General features: G+C 44.5%; 14 protein-coding genes and 1 riboswitch. Of the genes, 6 read left to right on the forward strand and 8 right to left on the reverse strand.

What is annotated here, in order from left to right; translation table 11 throughout:
• Window positions 1–49: 49 nt before the first annotated feature.
• A riboswitch (Lysine riboswitch) is annotated at window positions 50–227 on the reverse strand.
• 365 nt (window positions 228–592) lie between these two features.
• Window positions 593–1,003: an H-NS family nucleoid-associated regulatory protein gene (locus Q1A70_RS02015; RefSeq protein ID WP_299686478.1), complete on the forward strand. Its 411-nt coding sequence runs from the start codon at window positions 593–595 to the stop codon at window positions 1,001–1,003.
• A gap of 187 nt (window positions 1,004–1,190) precedes the next feature.
• Here Q1A70_RS02015 and Q1A70_RS02020 read toward each other — a convergent pair whose 3' ends face one another.
• Both Q1A70_RS02020 and Q1A70_RS02025 read right to left on the reverse strand, forming a co-directional pair.
• Window positions 1,191–2,495 (reverse strand): inosine/guanosine kinase, encoded by a 1,305-nt coding sequence (locus Q1A70_RS02020; RefSeq protein WP_299686480.1) that lies wholly within the window; start codon window positions 2,493–2,495, stop codon window positions 1,191–1,193.
• A 104-nt stretch (window positions 2,496–2,599) separates the two neighbouring features.
• Entirely contained in the window at window positions 2,600–2,869 is a 270-nt protein-coding gene (locus Q1A70_RS02025; RefSeq protein WP_299686482.1) for a hypothetical protein, read from the reverse strand.
• A 204-nt stretch (window positions 2,870–3,073) separates the two neighbouring features.
• On the opposite strand from Q1A70_RS02025, the gene mnmA reads away from it, so the two are divergent.
• The 3 genes from mnmA to purB all read left to right on the forward strand — a co-directional run bounded on the left by mnmA (window position 3,074) and on the right by purB (window position 6,390).
• On the forward strand, window positions 3,074–4,210 hold the full coding sequence (gene mnmA, locus Q1A70_RS02030) for a tRNA 2-thiouridine(34) synthase MnmA (RefSeq protein ID WP_299686484.1): 1,137 nt from the start codon (window positions 3,074–3,076) through the stop codon (window positions 4,208–4,210).
• A gap of 48 nt (window positions 4,211–4,258) precedes the next feature.
• Window positions 4,259–4,876: a high frequency lysogenization protein HflD gene (gene hflD / locus Q1A70_RS02035; protein WP_299686486.1), complete on the forward strand. Its 618-nt coding sequence runs from the start codon at window positions 4,259–4,261 to the stop codon at window positions 4,874–4,876.
• A gap of 143 nt (window positions 4,877–5,019) precedes the next feature.
• On the forward strand, window positions 5,020–6,390 hold the full coding sequence (gene purB / locus Q1A70_RS02040; RefSeq protein WP_299686488.1) for an adenylosuccinate lyase: 1,371 nt from the start codon (window positions 5,020–5,022) through the stop codon (window positions 6,388–6,390).
• Window positions 6,391–6,699: 309 nt separating this feature from the next.
• On the opposite strand, the gene htpX is transcribed toward purB, so the two are convergent.
• Window positions 6,700–7,563 (reverse strand): protease HtpX, encoded by an 864-nt coding sequence (htpX, locus tag Q1A70_RS02045; RefSeq protein WP_299686490.1) that lies wholly within the window; start codon window positions 7,561–7,563, stop codon window positions 6,700–6,702.
• 280 nt (window positions 7,564–7,843) lie between these two features.
• On the opposite strand from htpX, the gene Q1A70_RS02050 reads away from it, so the two are divergent.
• Window positions 7,844–8,011 (forward strand): hypothetical protein, encoded by a 168-nt coding sequence (locus tag Q1A70_RS02050; RefSeq protein WP_299686492.1) that lies wholly within the window; start codon window positions 7,844–7,846, stop codon window positions 8,009–8,011.
• 168 nt (window positions 8,012–8,179) lie between these two features.
• On the opposite strand, the gene bioD is transcribed toward Q1A70_RS02050, so the two are convergent.
• From bioD to bioB, 4 genes are read right to left on the reverse strand one after another with little or no spacing between them, the layout of a single operon-like run.
• Window positions 8,180–8,863 (reverse strand): dethiobiotin synthase, encoded by a 684-nt coding sequence (gene bioD / locus Q1A70_RS02055; protein ID WP_299686494.1) that lies wholly within the window; start codon window positions 8,861–8,863, stop codon window positions 8,180–8,182.
• On the reverse strand, window positions 8,860–9,663 hold the full coding sequence (bioC, locus tag Q1A70_RS02060; RefSeq protein WP_299686496.1) for a malonyl-ACP O-methyltransferase BioC: 804 nt from the start codon (window positions 9,661–9,663) through the stop codon (window positions 8,860–8,862). The genes bioD and bioC overlap by 4 nt, the downstream gene beginning before the upstream one ends.
• Window positions 9,664–10,863 carry an 8-amino-7-oxononanoate synthase gene (gene bioF, locus Q1A70_RS02065; RefSeq protein ID WP_299686498.1) on the reverse strand — a complete coding sequence of 400 codons (1,200 nt, stop codon included), beginning with the start codon at window positions 10,861–10,863 and terminating at the stop codon, window positions 9,664–9,666.
• Window positions 10,850–11,902, reverse strand: a complete 1,053-nt coding sequence (bioB, locus tag Q1A70_RS02070) for a biotin synthase BioB (RefSeq protein ID WP_299686500.1) — start codon at window positions 11,900–11,902, stop codon at window positions 10,850–10,852. The genes bioF and bioB overlap by 14 nt, the downstream gene beginning before the upstream one ends.
• 158 nt (window positions 11,903–12,060) lie before the next feature.
• On the opposite strand from bioB, the gene bioA reads away from it, so the two are divergent.
• Window positions 12,061–13,338, forward strand: coding sequence for an adenosylmethionine--8-amino-7-oxononanoate transaminase (bioA, locus tag Q1A70_RS02075; RefSeq protein ID WP_299686502.1), 1,278 nt, complete (start codon window positions 12,061–12,063; stop codon window positions 13,336–13,338).
• Between the two features lie 129 nt (window positions 13,339–13,467).
• Here bioA and serS read toward each other — a convergent pair whose 3' ends face one another.
• Complete coding sequence (gene serS, locus Q1A70_RS02080; RefSeq protein WP_299686504.1) at window positions 13,468–14,775, reverse strand: serine--tRNA ligase; 1,308 nt, start codon at window positions 14,773–14,775, stop codon at window positions 13,468–13,470.
• Window positions 14,776–14,869: the final 94 nt, after the last annotated feature.

Consider the following 14,869-nt stretch of genomic DNA (forward strand, 5'->3'; position numbering starts at 1 on the left):
ATCAAGTTCATGTTGAACTAAGCGAAAGGGAAGTGAACACTTCACCCAACCCTACAGTAGCGCTCCATAGTTTAAAATTAAGACTATGGCAGTGTTGTACCTATTGAATACAACCCCAGCAAATTGCTTAGATATACAATTTACTTCGGCAATCACACCTTTCATTCTCGCTCATTGGCATCACCCCAACGAAAACTACTTTTTATAATTGCACCTCTACGTGCGATAACATGATTAACCACTTAAACCAAAGTTTAACAACGAATTAACCAGCCTATCGCATCAGGTAGTCGCAATTGTACTTATCGAGAAAGGTAATGCAACATAAAATTCCAAAAAACACAGTTTTCATTCCTAAGAAAACCATTAAGAGAATAGTCAACATTTGCCAATTACTCCACTTGTCACATATCAATTACGTTAAGCCTAACGAATCACTATAAAAAATAGCAGGCTAAAAGAAGCATTTCCTTTTCAAGTATTCATCTCATTTTTATATTTAAATAAAAGTAACAACAAATACCATTTGTTTTATTCCTAGGCTCTGTTTATTATTAGGAAGATTATTTAGTTTACCTTGATGGAAAATATCATGTCTGAATTAACAAAAACTTTATTAAATATCCGCAGCCTTCGCGCATTCTCACGTGAATTAACTCTTGAGCAACTTGAAGAAGCATTAGAGAAGCTAACGATTGTAGTACAAGAGCGTCAAGAGTCTGAAGCAGAAGAACGTGCAGCTAAAGCTGAGCAAGAAGCTAAGCTATCTGCAATTGCAGAACAAATCGCGAAAGACGGAATTGATGTGGCAGATCTTATTGCTGCACTTTCTGGTGAAGCAAAATCAAAGGCAGCGAAACCGAAACGCGCTCCTCGCCCAGCGAAATACAAATACGTAGATACAAACGGCGACGAGAAAACTTGGACAGGTCAAGGTCGTACACCTTCAGCTATCCAAGCACAATTAGATGCAGGTAAATCTCTGGAAGATTTCGCTATCTAAATATCATTATTGTTTAGTGAATAATCTAACGATACGCTAAGCAATAAATCGAATACTTAAGTTGTCCTATATTTTATTTACGGCTTAAATATATTAAAGAAAAGGCTCCTTTCGGAGCCTTTTTGCTATTTACTGATCGGGTGTGATATTTGTTCAATAGAGAAATGTATTTGATAAGTAAAGTGGCTTACCTTTCCCAGTATGCCTCTTCTAAACTATCTTCTCTTTCAGGAAGACCTCGAGACAAACGCGGCGAATGCTGAACTAACACTTCGTAACTTGCGCGGTTAGAATATTTACAAACTTGTGAGAAAGAAGAGTACGTCAAGAACGAGTGTTGGTGCTTACTTGAATTTGGCACATTTTCTTTATGGTATTTATTCGCAGCCATATCATGTAATAAAGCCGATAACGCGGCATCACCTGCACCATTGGTATTTTTGATCTTTTCTGGACCACCCATATATGGCGCAATATGTGAATACACTTTGGTTGGATTTTCACACAGGTCTTTATGTGCAGGTCGGCTAAATTCAAAACGATTAAACTCAGCAATTGAGCCTGGAAGTAAAGGCAATGACGTTTCACGTTTCATTGCGTCTTCAGTGTAACCCGCCATAAAAAGCCCTACCGGCCCAGCGGTACATAACACTAAGTCTACCCACGCCAATGTTTTGTCTGACGCAGCAAGCGGATCGCTTTCCCCTGTTAAAGCTTCAGCCTCATCTTCATTCATGGCCACCACAGTAACGTGTTGCTCAAGAAAATCTATCCAGAACTCGGGATCGTCTTGAATCACAAACTTAGTACCTAACGTTAGAACAACAGGCACATCGTATTTCTTTGCGTATTCGATCGCTTTCATCGTGGCTGCGGGCATTGGGTCACCGGGCTTACAACGAACTAAATAAGCCGTTAACACTAAAGCAGACGCACTTTTAAAAATGTCTTCAGGGATACTATCAGGCTGTAGCTGGTTCATTTCTCCTTCGTTGATAGCGAAAGTACGTTCCCCATCTTCAGTGATTAATGCAAAGCAACGACCAATAGCGCCACCTACCCCTTGTAAATGGTTCAAGTCCATTCTGCTGGATGTATTACATAAATAGCGGTAACCATAACTGCCGATCTTAATATCTTGGCTCATGACACCTAACAGTGTTGAACGATCGTCCGCCAGCACTGAATAGTTGTGTAATGTATTACCAATTGTGCCACCAGCATATTCATTGGTGATCAGGCACTGTGATTTTAATTCTTGATATAGAGACTCAGCGACCTCGTCACCAATAACCAGAGAATGCCCCTTACTTAGCCCATACTTCTCAATAAGTTCAGAAGTCACTTTCGCTTCAATATCCACCAGGGTTTGGTCAATACCGATAATATGGGTGCGTGACATTTTTTTACTGATTTGTGCTTGGCTCACTAAAGGATCACGAGCGTGAACCGGAAAATAGTGCTTTGATTTACGTTGTCCAGGAAATTTCATAGGGCTAGCGTCTAAGTCAAGGGGAAATAGGTGGCGAATACTACCGCGCTATATTTAGCGCGGCAATCACTCAAACTATAGCAAACGTTTGCCGATCTGTTTTTTTATTCGCCTTCCATAAAGCTCAAGTCTGGAAGCATTTTTAGATGTTCTTCATAGCGTTTTTGATTGAATTCTGCACCGTTCTTCATGACATCAAATACTTCAATAGCCAGCGCACAGGCCATTGCTGCGATGGCGTCTTCACGTGAGGTTCCTGTCATCATTAAACGCATCAGCGTCTCTTTTACTTTCACTGGTTCGCCATCTTCAAGTTGGTTCTCAATGATCTCAATCAGCTCTTGTTCTTGCATAAATTCATTTTGTTCAGACATTTTTTTATCTCAGGTCTTGGATTTCGAGCGACTATGCCACATATACTTCTGACATCCTAGCGACTCACCTCGCTCTCATGCGATTCTCTAACAAAGCCAGTGCAGTATTTGTGCAATTGAAACTGTGATTCCGGTCTCGGATCTGTCACGGCGTTTCTGTTTCTGTTAGAATCTGCGACCAAGTAATAGTAACGGTGTTTAGACATGTCAGATATCAGCTCTGGAAACAGTGAAAAGAAAGTAATTGTCGGTATGTCCGGCGGTGTAGATTCGTCAGTATCGGCGTATCTTCTTCAGCAACAAGGCTATCAGGTAGAAGGCCTTTTCATGAAAAACTGGGAAGAAGACGATAACGAAGAATACTGCACGGCAGCTGAAGATCTTGCTGATGCTCAAGCGGTATGTGACAAACTAGGTATCCACCTGCACACAATCAACTTTGCTGCAGAATACTGGGATAACGTATTCGAATACTTTCTTGCAGAATACAAAGCGGGCCGCACGCCTAACCCAGATATTCTTTGTAACAAAGAGATCAAATTCAAAGCATTCTTAGAGTTTGCGGATGAAGTGCTAGACGCAGACTACATTGCGATGGGTCACTACGTTCGCCGCACTTTCCCGACTCAAGAAGAGATTGAAGCTGGTGTAAAACCAGAAATGCTGCGCGGTCTAGACAACAACAAAGACCAAAGCTACTTCCTATACACACTAAGCTCAGATCAAGTGGCACGCAGCCTATTCCCTGTCGGTGAATTAGAGAAGCCAGAAGTGCGACGTATTGCTGAAGAGCAAGACTTGATCACTGCGAAGAAGAAAGATTCAACCGGTATCTGCTTTATTGGCGAGCGCAAGTTCACTGAATTCCTAGGTAAATACCTACCAGCACAACCGGGTAACATCGAAACACCGGAAGGCCAAGTGATTGGTCAGCACCAAGGCTTGATGTACCACACATTAGGTCAACGTAAAGGTCTGCATATCGGCGGTACCAAAGGTGGCGGCGGTAATGAAGAACCGTGGTTTGTTGGTGAAAAAGACCTTAAACGTAATGTACTTATCGCAGTACAAGGTAAAGACCACCCTCTTCTAAAATCAGAAGGTTTGATCGCATCTCAACTTCATTGGGTAAATCGCACACCAATTACTGAAGTTATGACATGCACGGTAAAAACACGTTACCGTCAGACTGATATTCCTTGTACAATCATCCCAATTGATGATGAGAACATTAAGGTTATTTTTGATGAACCACAGATTGCTGTGACCCCAGGTCAATCAGCGGTGTTCTACCAAGACGACGTATGCCTTGGTGGCGGTATCATCGAAAAACGCATCTAACCTCATCAAACGAACGACAAACAATAGAAGACAACAAGGAGTTACTACGTGGCTAATACACTTTATGACCGTACTATTGCTTTCGCCGGAATTTGCCAAGCTGTGATTTTGGTTCAACAAGTAGCGAAAGACGGCTATTGTGATAAAGATGCCTTCGAAGCTTCACTCAATGCCATTCTAAGCACTAACCCAGCGAATACTGTGGGTGTATTTGGACGTGAAGCAAACCTAAAGCTTGGCCTTGAGTGCGTAGTAAAAGGTATCGATAGTACTCCGGCGGGTAGCGATATTACCCGCTACATCATCAGCTTAATGGCACTTGAGCGTAAGCTGGCTTCTCGTAACGATTCAATGTCACAACTTGGTGATCGCATTCAAACCGCAGAGCGCCAAGCTGAACATTTTGACCTGTTTGATGACCAGATGATCAGTAACCTAGCGAGTATCTACCTTGATGTAGTCAGCCCTATTGGCCCTCGCATTCAGGTTTCCGGGACGCCATCGATACTTCAACAAACATCGAGTCAGCATAAGGTTCGTGCGCTCCTTCTATCCGGGATTAGAAGTGCGGTATTATGGCGACAGGTGGGTGGCAAACGCCGCCATCTAATCTTCGGTCGTAAGAAGATGGTCGAGCAGGCTAAAATCCTATTAGCTCGAATGTAATTTATTAGCTCGCGCCTCGTCGCGAGCTTGTTTTTTGTATCAAGACAAGTCTCACGCAAACGATTGCGCAATGTGCGTGACAATTGAGATTGTTACTGGTATAAACCTCTCAAAATTTAGAAAACTCAATTTAGGAGAACACCATGGAACTGTCAGCATTGACTGCTGTTTCACCAGTAGACGGCCGTTACGGAAGTAAGACTATTGCATTACGCAGCATCTTTAGTGAGTTTGGCCTACTAAAGTACCGCTCTATCGTTGAAATTCGTTGGTTACAAAAGCTTGCAGCAACTGATGCAATCAAAGAAGTACCAGCGTTCAGTGCAGAAGCTAACCAGTTTCTTGATGAACTAGCCGCTAACTTCAGCGAAGAAGATGCTCTGCGTATCAAAGAGATCGAGCGCACGACGAACCACGACGTTAAAGCGGTTGAATACTTCTTGAAAGAGAAAGTTGCTGGCGTTCCCGAGCTTCACGCAGTGAACGAATTCATTCACTTTGCCTGTACGTCTGAAGACATCAACAACACATCTCACGCGCTGATGCTTAAAGAAGCTCGTGACACCGTGATTCTTCCAGAAATTCGTAATGTTATCAATGCTATCAAAGCGCTTGCGAACGAGTACCGTGACATTCCTCTTCTTTCTCGTACACACGGCCAGCCAGCTTCTCCTTCGACTATGGGTAAAGAGATGGCTAACGTTGCGTACCGTATGGAACGTCAATTCAAGCAAATCGAAAGCGTTGAGATCCTAGCGAAAATCAACGGTGCTGTAGGCAACTACAACGCTCACCTTTCTGCATACCCAGAAGTTGAATGGCACCAATTCAGCGAAGAATTCATCACTGAATCTCTTGGCGTAACTTGGAACCCGTACACAACTCAAATCGAACCTCACGATTACATCGCTGAGCTATTCGACGCTGTTGCTCGTTTCAACACAATTCTTCTAGACTTCGACCGTGACGTTTGGGGCTACATCGCTCTTGGTCACTTCAAGCAGAAGACTATTGCTGGCGAAATCGGTTCTTCTACCATGCCGCATAAAGTTAACCCAATTGACTTCGAAAACTCTGAAGGCAACCTTGGTCTAGCTAACGCAGTATTTAGCCACCTTGCACAAAAACTTCCAGTTTCTCGCTGGCAACGTGACCTAACTGACTCTACAGTTCTTCGTAACCTCGGTGTTGGTGTTGGCTACGCAATCATTGCATACACTTCAACTCTGAAAGGTATTAGCAAACTAGAAGTTAACCGTGAAGCGCTACTTGCTGAGCTAGACAAAAACTGGGAAGTACTGGCTGAACCAGTACAAACAGTAATGCGTCGCTACGGCATCGAGAAGCCATACGAGAAGCTAAAAGAACTAACTCGTGGTAAGCGTGTAGATGGCGAAGGCATGCGTGCATTCATCGACGGGCTTGAAATCCCTGAAGACGAGAAAGTTCGCCTGAAAGAGATGACACCAGCGAACTACATCGGTCAAGCAATCGAGCTAACTGACAAGCTGTAAGATTCGAGATTCGAGATTCGAGATTCGAGATTCGAGATTCGAGATTCGAATAAAATAATATGAGAAGGCTTCCCATGTGGAAGCCTTTTTGTTGCGTAAAACAAATGTCTCGAACAGTAGTACCATAAGTAAAGCAACAGCCGTCAATCAAACCTGACTTTTCCAACTAGCCTACCCCGTTCAAGTATTGTAAGTCGTGGTTAAACAAGCCCCCGTTCCTTTTCTTAAGCAGGAAGTACAAAAAAGGCCTCCCGAAGGAAGCCTTTAGAATACATATTGCCACTTAACAACAGCAGCTTGTATTTGAGATTACATATTACGTAAAGACGCAATACGCTTATCTAGTGGTGGGTGGCTCATTAGAAGCTCTGATAGAGAACGCTTACCATTGATACCAAACGCCATCATAGAGCCTTCCAGTTGTGGCTCATGGCTCACCTTTAGACGCTCTAACGCTGCAATCATCTTCTCTTTACCTACCAAGTGCGCAGCACCTGCATCGGCATGAAACTCACGATGGCGGCTGTACCACATGGTAATGAAGCTAGCTAGGAAACCAAATACCAATTCCAGCACCATAGATACACCGAAGTACACCATCATGTTGCTGCCGCCCTCTTCTTCGTTATCATTCGACGCAACAATGTTAGCAATGAAACGAGATAGGAAGATAACGAACGTGTTTACAACACCCTGCATTAACGTCATTGTCACCATATCACCGTTCGCGATGTGGCTAACTTCGTGAGCTAATACCGCTTCAGCTTCGTCACGTGTCATGTTGTGCAGCAGGCCTGTAGATACTGCAACCAAAGAATCATCACGCTTAGCACCTGTTGCAAAGGCGTTGATGTCTGGCGAATCATAAATCGCTACCGTCGGCATACCGATACCAACTTGTTGAGCTTGACGGCTTACCGTCTCCATCAACCAGTGTTCAGTTTCGTTGCGTGGGCTTTCAATGACCATACCGCCGACAGAACCCAATGCCATTTTCTTTGACATCATTAATGAAATGAATGAACCGCCGAAGCCAAATACCGCAGCCATCACCAATAACCCAGAGAGGCTACCGGGTTGCATACCTGTGACTGCGTATACAATATTAAGAACAACACTCAGTACCAATACAACCGCAAGGTTGGTTGCAAGGAACAACATTACTCGCTTCATTACTTATCTCCGCATGAAAGCTATTTTTATTAAACTTATTATTATAGACAAGGCAGACCGCACTTTATTCCAACCTTGAACAATTCTACTTACTTATACATATAGTCATAGATTAATAAAACAAGGTTAAGCATTAAATTGCAACATTTGATTACTGGCTAAATTCAATTTGTCATCGCCTATTAGACCTAAGTCGTATGGTTTACCACTAACGATCCGTTTAGAGTAGCAAATAGTCGAGGAATACATTAGCGAATTCATGAAACAAAAGGAAAGGATCATGGTTGAAGGTACTAACACTCAAATGGCTATCGATTTACTGTGCTGTCACCTAGGGATTACTGAAGAAGAAGCGAAAAAGCAGGTTGGGCCCCTAACACCACAAACGGCAAAGGCAGAAATCACAGAAACACAGCAAGCGCTCATGGGACTTACCAAAGAAAACTAATCCACGGCTTACTTATATCAAAGCGATAACTCAAAGACTTGTTGTTTATAACGTTATTCTTGTTTATGAACTTGCGGTCAATAAAGGCTTAACATAGCAAAAGGACTGCCAACTGGCAGTCCTTTTCGTATTCAGTATACGATACTGATGTATAAAGAGAACAGATTCTTAAAGAGAAAGCAGCGGCTTAACATCAATATACTTACCAATATTCTTCGACTTCGCTCTCGGTACGTATGGGATTTCCCCCAACTTTGGCGCACCTAGCTTATCTTCAAGCATCGCAATAATATCTGCGTAGTGCTCAGTACCTGGATTGATGCGGTTTGCAACCCAACCGACTAGGTTTAGGCCATCAGCACGAATCGCTTCTGCCGTTAATAAAGCATGGCTCAAACAACCAAGTTTAATACCCACTGTAAGTACTACTGGCAACTGCTCTTTTTTAACCCAGCTAGACAGATGTTCATCATCTGAAACCGGTACACGCCAACCACCAGCACCTTCAACTAACACGATGTCAGAGTTTTGCTTATGCTCTTCCAGCTTTGCAGATAATACGGCTTCATCAATCACCACACCGTCATGCTTCGCAGCGATGTGAGGCGATGACGGTAGCAATAATGCATACGGGTTTACGTCTTCGTAAGCAATATCTTGCGTCGCCGCTTCTTGAAGATGCAGCGCATCACTATTACGTAAACCTTCAGGGTATTTCTCACACCCTGCAGCAACTGGCTTATAACCAATTGTCGATAAATCTTGTGCGGCCAAAGCTTGAAGAATCGCTTTTGAAACCACGGTTTTTCCAACTTCGGTGTCCGTACCTGCAATAAATAATGCATCAATCATAATTGAATAACCCCTAAACAAACTTGATATGTTGCTGGTAAGAAACCTTGATGGTTTTTAAACTCTCGATATTCCCGCTCAACAAGCTGTAACATTCGACGGCTTGTTAAACCTTGTGAGCGACCACTCACGTGATTAGCACCGATCCCTTTAAGATCGCGCATCAGTTCAAACGCAGTGTCGTACCAAACGGTGATGGTGGGCAAGTCTAGATGATGACTGCTACAGCTAGATTGCGCTAACGCAATTTTTACCTGATTGATTGTAATAAAATGGTTAACGTGTTGATGTGTGTCAATTTTTGACCATGCACTTTTCAACTCAAACAGTGATCCATCAAGCAAAGTTGAAAAAATTATTCGTCCTCCATCACAAGTTACACGCTTCATTTCACTCAAAGGTAATGATAAATCGTCACACCATTGCAACGCTAGACTTGAAAAAACGATATCAAAGCTCGCATCGGCAAAAGGCAACTGCTCGGCGTCGGCTTCCTGATACAAAGTCACCGACGATCCACACCGCTGCTCAGCTTTTGCCAGCATTCCTACCGATAAATCAGCGCATACCACATCAGCACCACGCTGTAGCAACTGCTCAGAAAAATATCCAGTACCACAACCTAAATCAAGCACCTTAAAACCGGTAAGATCACTGGGTAATTTACCCAATAACCGATGGCCTACATCACGCTGAAACTCAGCGTGCTGATCATAAGTGGTTGCCGCTTTACCAAAGGCTTCAGCAATTGCACCCTTATCTTGGCCTGGGTAATTTTGCACTACTGCTTGTTGTGACATTTACTGAGCCTCTCTATTTGATGCTAAATTTGCATTAACGACTGGTTCGATATTTCGCTCGATTGCTTGGCGCAACGATTGGGTTAACTGAAGAATTTGCTCCTGACTGTGGCTGGCCGTTAAGGTAATTCGTAAACGAGCTGTTCCTGTAGGAATGGTTGGTGGTCTTATTGCAGTGACCCAAACTTGGTTACGCTTTAATTCTTCCGCTATCGATAATGCAGCTTGAGCATCGCCAATCACAAACGGCTTAATCGGAGTCTGAGTATCAATGAAACCTTTCACGCGGCTCATCTGCTCAGCATAGAGCGCGCCTAATTCCATAAGCTTCTCTCGACGCCACTCTTGCGTCTGAATCATCTGACAAGCGTGAGATAGAGCTACCGCTTGCGCAGGCGGCAGCGCCGTCGAATAGACATGATGGCGTGCAAACTGAGTTAAATAGTCACCTACATCAGCTGAACATAGAATCGCCGCTCCAGACAGACCAAATGCCTTACCAAAGGTCACCACCAAAATATCAGGGGAGATTTGTGCAGCACTGCAGCTCCCTGCCCCTTTATCACCTAATACGCCGATACCGTGGGCATCATCAACCGCCAACCAACTGTCGTATTGATGAGTTAGGTTAGATATCTGGCTGAGAGGCGCTTGGTCGCCATCCATGCTAAACACACCTTCTGTCACGACTAACGATGGTGGAGATCGGCTTAATAGCGACTCTAGATTCTGCGTGTCATTGTGCTTAAAGCGTTTCATGGTTGCAGGAGAAAGCATCCCGGCTTCAATCAAAGAGGCGTGGTTGAGCTTATCTTGCAATAGATAATCGTCTTTCTCGATCAGAGAAAACAACAAGGCTTGGTTAGCACTGAATCCCGAGCTAAAGAGGATGGCACGTTCGAAGCCAAGCCACTCACACAACTGAGCCTCTAAATTTCGATGCGCGGAACTAAAACCGGTGACCAGCGGTGATGCAGCACTGCCCGCACCATACTGAGCAAGCCCTGCCTGCCACACTTTCACCAACTCAGGATCGTTCGCTAATCCTAGGTAATCATTGCTCGAAAAATTAATGAAGTTAGCGCCTTCGTGAGCAAGAAAAGGCCCATTACTCTTATTAAGTACTTGAAGTTGACGAGTTAACCCCTGCTTACGACGCTCAGCAAGGGCATCTTTGATGCGAGATTTAAACAGTGGCATCGTAGAACATATCATCTTTGGTTGGACGAGCTGCAACGCGCTCCACCACTTGATCTAACAGTTCGTTTTCTTGAATTTCGTCGGGCTTTTGAGCCACTTGTTGGCTGTTGATACCCAACTTCTTAAACAGCTGCATATCCGTGTCTTCATCTGGATTTGGCGTCGTCAATAGCTTGCAGCCATAGAAGATCGAGTTCGCGCCCGCCATGAAACACATCGCCTGCATCTGTTCGTTCATATTCTCGCGACCTGCGGATAGACGAACCGCTGACATTGGCATCATGATCCGCGCAATCGCAATCAGCTTAATGAAGTCGAAAGATTCAACATCATCGACGTTTTCCATTGGTGTGCCTTTCACTTTTACCAACATGTTGATTGGCACACTCTCAGGATGAACCGGAAGGTTAGCCAATTCCACTAGTAGACCTGCACGGTCGTTGGTGCTTTCACCCATACCGATAATGCCACCAGAGCAGATCTTCATACCGGCGTCGCGTACGTGAGATAACGTATCTAAACGATCTTGGTAAGTACGAGTGGTGATGATGCTGCCATAGAACTCAGGAGACGTATCTAAGTTGTGGTTGTAGTAATCCAAACCTGCATCCGCTAACTCGCCGGCTTGATCGGGCGTTAACATACCCAACGTCATACAAGTTTCTAAACCCATCTCTTTCACACCCTTGATCATATCTGTCAGGTACGGCATATCGCGTTGTTTCGGGTTTTTCCATGCCGCGCCCATGCAGAAGCGAGTCGACCCCGCATTCTTGGCTTTTTGCGCCGCGTCCAACACACGCTCAACTTCCATCAAGCGCTCTTTGTCGACATCGGTTCGGTAATGGGCACTTTGAGGGCAGTACTTACAATCTTCGGGGCAAGCTCCCGTCTTGATCGACAAGAGCGTACTCACCTGCACGTGGTTATGCTCTTGATAGTGTCTGTGAACGACTTGAGCTTCAAACATCAAATCCATAAATGGCTTGTTAAGCAACGCAGTAACTTCAGCTACTGTCCAATCATGACGAACTTCCACGTGTCGATCCTTCCTATTATTAACGTTACATCTCTGTTGCAAGAATTTGTATTTATGCTTGGCTAGTCTACCGACAAGCGATAGACTGTCAACACATTGATAACAAGCAAAGTTTACAAGTGACCAATACTTGACCGCCAAATAAAATGGAACGCACTATGGATCTTGCCTTTGACCGCCAGCACATCTGGCATCCCTACACATCAACATTATCACCTCTGACCTGTTATCCCATTACCCAAGCAGAGGGGGTTTATCTAGAACTCGAAGGCGGAAAACGAATAATTGATGGCATGTCATCTTGGTGGTCGACCATACATGGCTACAATCATCCACAATTAAATGCCGCGGCCCACAGCCAAATCGACAAGGTTTCTCACGTTATGTTTGGTGGCATCACCCACCAACCTGCTATTGATTTGTGCAAGAAGCTCCTTAATCTAGCGCCGAGTAATTTAGAGCATGTATTTTTGGCCGATTCTGGTTCGGTCGCGGTAGAAGTGAGCCTAAAGATGGCGCTGCAGTATTGGCATGCTAAAGGCAAACCTCGTTCAAAGTTCCTAACATTAAGAGATGGCTATCACGGTGATACCTTCGCGGCGATGTCAGTGACCGATCCTGAAAACTCAATGCATAGTCTCTACAAGGGTTTTCTACCTGAACACATTTTTGCTGATTCACCGAAAGCAGGCTTTTGGGATGAGTGGGATTCAAGCGACATCGATAGCTTTCGAGAAAAACTCGCAGCGCATCATCAAGAGATCGCTGCCGTGATCTTAGAGCCTATAGTTCAAGGCGCAGGTGGAATGCGCATCTACCACCCTGAATACCTAACGCAGGTACGCTTGCTGTGCAATGAATTCAACGTCTTGCTGATCTTGGATGAAATTGCGACTGGGTTTGGCCGTACTGGCAAGCTATTCGCTTGTGAACATGCCCATGTTCAACCAGACATCTTATGCGTAGGAAAAGCGTTAACTGGCGGCTATATGACACTCTCAGCGACACTGGCTAGTAAAGAAGTTGCCGACACCGTATGTGGAGGCGAAGCGGGTTGTTTTATGCACGGACCAACCTTTATGGGGAACCCTTTAGCTTGCGCGGTCAGTGCAGCCAGCTTATCGATCCTAGAACAGGGGGATTGGCAACGTCAGACTCAACAAATTGAACGACTCTTTTCTGAGTTATTACCCGCTCTGACAAAGTATGAGCTTGTTAAGGACGTTCGCTGGCTAGGCGCTATTGGGGTGGTAGAAACCCACTACCCCGTCGATATAGAAACCATCCAAGCTCACTTTGTTGAGCAAGGGGTCTGGATTCGTCCGTTTGGCAAACTCATCTATATGATGCCTCCCTTCATCAGTGAGCCAGAACATATCATCCAGCTTGTTGAAGCAGTTGATAGCGCATTACGAGATAAGCGCTGCTTTCAATAATTTTAGCCTTAGTTTTAACAACTTTAATTGCAGCCGGTCTCACATCACTATTTTGTTTGGCTGAAAATAAAAAACCCAGCCTATTGGCTGGGTTCTATTATCAATCTGACTGTTGTGTCACCAGACGAATTAACCAATGTGCGTAACGCCGCCCATGTATGGCTGAAGTACGCTAGGGATAGCAATACGGCCATCCGCTTCTTGGTTGTTCTCAAGGATAGCAACCATTGTACGGCCAACCGCAAGACCAGAACCGTTTAGTGTGTGTACCAGCTCAGGTTTCTTCTCGCCTTTACGGCGGAAACGAGCTTGCATACGACGCGCTTGGAAATCCCACATGTTTGAACAAGAAGAGATTTCACGGTAAGTCTCTTGTGCTGGAACCCATACTTCTAAATCGTACGTTTTAGCTGCGCCAAAGCCCATGTCACCTGTACATAAAATCACTTTACGGTAAGGAAGCTCTAACAGTTGAAGTACTTTCTCAGCATGACCTGTTAGCTCTTCAAGTGCAGCCATTGAATCTTCTGGCTTAGTGATCTGTACTAATTCAACTTTGTCGAATTGGTGCATACGGATAAGACCACGAGTATCACGACCGTAAGAACCCGCTTCAGAACGGAAACATGGTGTGTGAGCTGTCATCTTAAGTGGCAGTTCAGCTTCATCAGTAATCGTGTCACGAACCATGTTCGTTACTGGCACTTCAGCAGTAGGGATAAGCGATAAAGTCTTAAGAGGTACGTCACTGACTTGCTCAGTTAGCGGGCTTGTATGGAACAAGTCTTCGCCAAACTTAGGTAGTTGACCAGTACCGTAAAGGCTATCGTGGTTCACTAGGTACGGCACGTACATTTCTGTGTAGCCGTGCTCATCAGTGTGAAGATCCAACATGAACTGAGCAATAGCGCGGTGTAGACGTGCAAATTTGCCTTTCATCACGATGAAACGAGAACCTGAGATCTTAACTGCGCTTGCAAAATCAAGACCGCCAGACATTTCGCCAAGATCAACGTGATCTTTCACTTCGAAGTCGTAAATCTTAGGTTGGCCCCAACGAGTCACTTCCACGTTATCATCTTCATCTTTACCCGCAGGTACAGACTCATCTGGCAGGTTTGGAATAGACATGGTGATCGTTTCTAGCTCAGACTGAAGCTCCGCAAGTGCTGCTTTCGCTTGGTCTAACTCTGCGCCTAAGTTGCCTACTTCAGCAAGGATACGCTCAGCTTCTTCATGGTCGCCTTTTGCTTTCGCTTGACCAATGGACTTCGATCGAGAGTTACGTAACGCTTGCAGTTCTTCAGTTTTCATCTGAAGGGACTTACGCTTTTCTTCAAGTTCACGAATTGTCTCTACATCAAGGTCGTAGCCTCGACGTGCTAATTTTGCCGCTGTTTCATCCAGCTCAGCTCGAAGTAATTTAGAATCCAGCATTGCTAATCCTATGCTTTAGTTATTTGAATATTCAGCAGATTGACTACTGAATCGGTACTAAACCTCTAAAATTGGTGCTATTTCAACCAATTTA

This window comes from uncultured Vibrio sp. (assembly GCF_947488985.1).
Lineage (GTDB): Bacteria > Pseudomonadota > Gammaproteobacteria > Enterobacterales > Vibrionaceae > Vibrio.

Coding starts and splice junctions, on each gene's coding strand:
- Q1A70_RS02015 (WP_299686478.1), top strand. CDS start 593: ATGTCTGAATTAACAAAAACTTTATTAAATATCCGCAGCCTTCGCGCA.
- Q1A70_RS02020 (WP_299686480.1), bottom strand. CDS start 2,495: ATGAAATTTCCTGGACAACGTAAATCAAAGCACTATTTTCCGGTTCAC.
- Q1A70_RS02025 (WP_299686482.1), bottom strand. CDS start 2,869: ATGTCTGAACAAAATGAATTTATGCAAGAACAAGAGCTGATTGAGATC.
- mnmA (WP_299686484.1), top strand. CDS start 3,074: ATGTCAGATATCAGCTCTGGAAACAGTGAAAAGAAAGTAATTGTCGGT.
- purB (WP_299686488.1), top strand. CDS start 5,020: ATGGAACTGTCAGCATTGACTGCTGTTTCACCAGTAGACGGCCGTTAC.
- htpX (WP_299686490.1), bottom strand. CDS start 7,563: ATGAAGCGAGTAATGTTGTTCCTTGCAACCAACCTTGCGGTTGTATTG.
- Q1A70_RS02050 (WP_299686492.1), top strand. CDS start 7,844: ATGGTTGAAGGTACTAACACTCAAATGGCTATCGATTTACTGTGCTGT.
- bioD (WP_299686494.1), bottom strand. CDS start 8,863: ATGATTGATGCATTATTTATTGCAGGTACGGACACCGAAGTTGGAAAA.
- bioC (WP_299686496.1), bottom strand. CDS start 9,663: ATGTCACAACAAGCAGTAGTGCAAAATTACCCAGGCCAAGATAAGGGT.
- bioF (WP_299686498.1), bottom strand. CDS start 10,863: ATGCCACTGTTTAAATCTCGCATCAAAGATGCCCTTGCTGAGCGTCGT.
- bioA (WP_299686502.1), top strand. CDS start 12,061: ATGGATCTTGCCTTTGACCGCCAGCACATCTGGCATCCCTACACATCA.
- serS (WP_299686504.1), bottom strand. CDS start 14,775: ATGCTGGATTCTAAATTACTTCGAGCTGAGCTGGATGAAACAGCGGCA.